The organism is Pseudoalteromonas sp. ESRF-bin5 (assembly GCF_002632075.1).
Lineage (GTDB): Bacteria > Pseudomonadota > Gammaproteobacteria > Enterobacterales > Alteromonadaceae > Pseudoalteromonas > Pseudoalteromonas marina.
Genome location: NZ_NTLW01000085.1, coordinates 1 through 4,766 on the forward strand (window position 1 = coordinate 1; position 4,766 = coordinate 4,766).

General features: G+C 40.8%; 4 protein-coding genes and 1 pseudogene. 4 read left to right on the forward strand and 1 reads right to left on the reverse strand.

The window, feature by feature from the left end; all coding sequences use genetic code 11:
* Positions 1-1,256: PAS domain S-box protein (locus tag BCG07_RS04110; RefSeq protein WP_286888826.1), on the reverse strand; the 1,256-nt coding region annotated here is incomplete at its 3' end.
* A 193-nt stretch (positions 1,257-1,449) separates the two neighbouring features.
* Here BCG07_RS04110 and queA point away from each other — a divergent pair.
* From queA to secD, 4 genes and pseudogenes are all read left to right on the forward strand, one after another.
* Positions 1,450-2,481, forward strand: coding sequence for a tRNA preQ1(34) S-adenosylmethionine ribosyltransferase-isomerase QueA (gene queA / locus BCG07_RS04115; RefSeq protein ID WP_286888828.1), 1,032 nt, complete (start codon positions 1,450-1,452; stop codon positions 2,479-2,481).
* 184 nt (positions 2,482-2,665) lie between these two features.
* On the forward strand, positions 2,666-3,793 hold the full coding sequence (tgt, locus tag BCG07_RS04120) for a tRNA guanosine(34) transglycosylase Tgt (RefSeq protein WP_006791189.1): 1,128 nt from the start codon (positions 2,666-2,668) through the stop codon (positions 3,791-3,793).
* Positions 3,794-3,818: 25 nt separating this feature from the next.
* Complete coding sequence (yajC, locus tag BCG07_RS04125) at positions 3,819-4,154, forward strand: preprotein translocase subunit YajC (RefSeq protein ID WP_006791188.1); 336 nt, start codon at positions 3,819-3,821, stop codon at positions 4,152-4,154.
* Between the two features lie 19 nt (positions 4,155-4,173).
* A pseudogene (secD, locus tag BCG07_RS04130) lies at positions 4,174-4,766 on the forward strand (protein translocase subunit SecD); the annotation flags it as partial.

Below are 4,766 nucleotides of genomic sequence, written 5' to 3' on the forward strand. Positions count from 1 at the left end.
TGGTATCGGTTGTGTAGGCCAGTTAATGGATCATGCAGCGCAAGGTGGCGTAATTGAAGTTCGGCTTGCTTACGCTCGTGAATGTTATCAATAGTGACAGTGATCGTTGCATTATTGCGTCTGTTTTTAATTAGCTGCAACCTACATTCAACCCAAATTTGGCCACCGTTTTTATGTTGGAGTTTTATTTCTATTTGCTGATGATCGTTCCCACCACCGAGTATATCGTCGATGGTTGCTTTGAGCTTTATCTGACATTCACCAGTATAAAATTGCGTTAGGCTTTTTTGCAGGCTTGTTTTAACGCCAAAACCACTTAAGGTTTCCCAGGCTGGATTTATAAAGCGAATTTTTCCTAACTGGTCGAGCTCAAGAACAACAGTATTAAGGTGCAATAATATGCGCTGATGAGCTGAGAATAGTTCTTTATACCTCACTTCGCTTACGCTTAACTGCTCTACTTTTTGAGCAAATTCAGCGTAGCTCACCATAAAGTCTTCTCGACGAGCGGCATGATCACATACTTTATTTAAAAATGAAGGTTCGTAAGGGGAGCGAATAAAATCGGTTACGCCCGATAACAAAAGCTGTTCGGCATAATCTGCATCAGCGCTATCTATAATAGTAACAATGGCTTGCTTTGGGTTATGTTGTAAAATATTTTCGACAAGCAAGCTAGATTCATCGGTTTTTTCTTGAGTGGTATCAAGCAGTACGATTGAGAACTGTTGTTGGTTGTACTGGTTCAGTGCGGCTTTACACGTTGTGACATGTGTAATAGCAAAATTTAGTTTTAGTTCTTCAGTTATAGACTCCGCTTTATTTGTCTGGGGCTCTAACAAAAGTAGGTTTAGTCGACTGCTTTTTTCTAAATGTGTAGATAAAACATTAGCCAGAACTTGCGGTAGCATATCTTGGTTTTCAAAAGGCAAAACAGTATCGATTCCGTAACTACGGGCGGTTGTTTCTGCAATTCGTTCGCAGTAAGTCGGGGGCATCAACAAAATAGGGGTGTTTTTAGGGGTTTTTAATAGCCCTGAGCGAATCATACGAGAAAAACGCCAACCGTCTATTTTACCCACATTTAATCCAGTGATAATAATATCAACCGGTTGTTGCTTAAGAGTTTTAAGAGCTTCCTGGCTATCATTTGCTTCAATAAAGCTAAATACGTTAAGCTTTTTTAAAGTATCTTTAATCACCCTGCGCTCAGCACGGCTTGCATTTAAAATCAGCAAATTTAATTGTTCTGCCACGCAGGAGATCCTAAAAATCGTAATTTACTACCATTACTAAGGGTAATAAGTTTTGTTAGTAAGAACAAGTAGATTTGAATAATCCCCCCGAATAGAGGGATGCTCAGGTTTACAGTAGTTGGATTGGCTTCTTGAGCTTAATTGACGATAGATATACACTTGGCGCGATTTTTAATGATGTGGATTACCAACTATGCGCGTAGCTGACTTTAGTTTTGACTTACCCGATGAATTAATTGCTCGCTTTCCAAAAAAAGATCGTACGAGTAGCCGCTTATTAAGCCTCGATGGTCCAACAGGGGAGATAAGCCATAAAGTATTTAGTGATATTCTTGAGCTAGTTAACGAAAACGACTTACTCATTTTTAATAATACGCGAGTAATACCAGCACGTATGTTTGGCCAAAAAGCATCGGGCGGTAAGGTTGAGGTACTTGTAGAACGAGTATTGGATGAACACCGAGTGCTTGCTCATGTTCGTGCAAGTAAATCATTAAAACCAGGCAATGAGGTTATCTTAGAAGGCAAAGCTAAAGCCACTATGATTGCCCGTCACGACACCTTATTTGAGCTGGAATTTGATCACAGCAAAAATGTACTCGACACACTTAACGATATTGGTCATATGCCGTTACCGCCTTATATTGACCGACCAGATGACGAAGCTGACCGCGAACGTTATCAAACAGTATATGGTGAAAAACCAGGGGCTGTGGCAGCACCTACAGCGGGTTTACATTTTGACGAGCCGCTTATGGCTGCGCTAAAAAATAAAGGTGTAAACATGGCCTTTGTCACGTTACACGTAGGCGCAGGTACATTTCAGCCGGTACGTGTAGAGACCATTGACGAACATGTAATGCACTCAGAATACATTGAAGTACCACAAGATGTTGTGGACGCTGTAGCACAGACTAAAGCGAGCGGTGGGCGAGTGATTGCTGTTGGTACTACATCAATGCGTTCGCTCGAATCAGCTGCAAAAATACATGGCGGTAAATTAGATACTTACTTTGGCGATACCGATATTTTTATTTTTCCGGGTTACCAATTTAACGTCGTCGATGCCATGGTCACTAATTTCCATTTACCTGAGTCAACGTTAATTATGTTGGTGAGCGCGTTCAGCGGACAAGACAACATAATGGGTGCCTACAACAAAGCAATAGAACAAAAATATCGCTTTTTTAGTTATGGCGATGCTATGTTTTTAACACGTAAATAGCGCTGTTTTATTTATTATCAAATATAACTAACACTCAACCCCAGCATACTTGCTGGGGTTTTTAGTTGCATATGATTATAACGAGCGAATTTACCGCAGCTAATAGTATTAGCAGTGCAAAAAGGGTAGAATCGAGCGGTTAAATTATAGCTTGTTGGACTGTTTTTCCGACATTGAGGATGATATGAAATTTGAATTAGACCGCACCGACGGTAAAGCGCGTCGTGGCCGCTTGATTTTTGACCGTGGTGTAATAGAAACACCTGCATTTATGCCAGTAGGTACTTACGGTACTGTTAAAGGCATGACACCTGATGAAGTTAAAGCAACAGGTGCGCAAATTTGTTTAGGTAATACCTTTCACTTAATGCTTCGCCCTGGTACTGAAATTATTAAGCAGCACGGCGATTTGCACGACTTTATGAATTGGGACTTTCCAATTTTAACTGACTCAGGCGGCTTCCAAGTATTTAGTCTTGGCGCAATGCGTAAAATTACCGAAGAAGGTGTTTTGTTTCAGTCACCTGTAAACGGTGACCAAATAATGATGTCGCCAGAAAAATCAATGGAAGTGCAACGTGATTTAGGGTCAGATATTGTAATGATATTTGACGAATGTACCCCATACCCAGCTACTGAAAAAGAAGCTAAGGACTCTATGGAGCTGTCTCTTCGTTGGGCTAAACGCTCAAAAGAAGGCCACGGCGATAACCCTTCTGCGTTATTTGGTATTATTCAAGGTGGTATGTACCCAGAATTACGTGCACAATCACAAGCCGGTTTAGAAGAGATTGGCTTTGACGGCTATGCATTGGGTGGTTTGTCAGTTGGTGAACCTAAAAACGAAATGATGAATATTCTTGATCATTGTGCGTACAAAATGCCTGAAAATAAGCCGCGTTACTTAATGGGTGTTGGCAAGCCAGAAGATTTGGTTGAATCGGTACGCCGTGGCATAGATATGTTTGACTGTGTTATGCCAACGCGTAATGCGCGTAATGGTCACTTATTTATTACCACTGGTATTATTAAAATACGTAACGCAGTGCATAAAACAGATACTGGTCCACTCGACCCTGATTGTGATTGCCATACGTGTAAAAATTACTCGCGTGCTTATTTACATCACCTTGATAAATGTAACGAAATTTTAGGTGCACGACTAAACACAATACATAACTTACGTTACTATCAACGTGTTATGGAAGGCCTGCGCAATGCAATTAGCGAAGGTAAACTAGAAGAATTTGTAAAAGATTTTTACGCTCGCCGCGGCCAAGAAGTGCCAGAGCTTGCAGATATAAAAAATTAAACTTTAAATTTAAAGAGGAAGTATTATGAGTTTATTTATTTCAAACGCACACGCATCAGCTGGCGCACCTGCAGCCGGTGGCGGCATGGAAATGCTAATCATGTTAGCTATTTTCGGTTTAGTTTTTTACTTTTTAATTTACCGCCCACAAGCTAAGCGTGTTAAAGAGCATAAAGGCTTAATGAATGCGATGGCTAAAGGCGATGAAGTACTAACCCAAGGTGGTTTAGTAGGTAAAATTGTTAAAATTGCAGAAGATAAAGATTTCATCGTTATCTCTTTAAATGAGCAAGCAGAAGTTACAGTTCAAAAAGCGTCTGTATCTGCTGTATTGCCAAAAGGCACAATGAAGTCGCTATAAAAATAATAAGGACGACCCCGTGTTAAACAAGTTTCCAGTGTGGAAGTATTTACTTGTTTTAGCTGTGGTTGCCATTGGCCTTTTATATGCCTCTCCAAACTTGTATGGCCGTGACCCGGCTATACAAGTTTCGGGCGCTAAAGGTGCTGATGTTGATCTCAGTGTAGTAGACAAAGTAAACGCAACCCTTAAAAAACATAACGTAGCAGTTAAATCAACTAAGCTTGAAGGCGGGCAAATACTTGTTCGTTTTAAAAATGTTGAAGAGCAATTAAAAGCACAAGATTTACTGCGTGACTCGCTAAGTGACGATTACATTTCAGCCATTAATATGGCGCCGGCTCAACCTCTTTGGTTAAAATCCCTTGGCGGAAATCCAATGAAGTTAGGTCTAGATTTAAGTGGTGGCGTACATTTCACCATGGAAATCGACATGGCAACAGCGGTTGATAACCAGCTTGAGCAAATGGAGCAAGATTTCCGTAGCGATCTACGCGAAGAAAAACTTCGTTATCGCAGCGTTCGTCGCGTGGCTGGCTCTGACCGTATGCGTGTTGAAATGCGTAATGAAGAAGATAAAAATGCTGCAGAGCGCTTTTTAGAATCTCGTTA

Coding starts and splice junctions, on each gene's coding strand:
- yajC (WP_006791188.1), top strand. CDS start 3,819: ATGAGTTTATTTATTTCAAACGCACACGCATCAGCTGGCGCACCTGCA.
- tgt (WP_006791189.1), top strand. CDS start 2,666: ATGAAATTTGAATTAGACCGCACCGACGGTAAAGCGCGTCGTGGCCGC.
- queA (WP_286888828.1), top strand. CDS start 1,450: ATGCGCGTAGCTGACTTTAGTTTTGACTTACCCGATGAATTAATTGCT.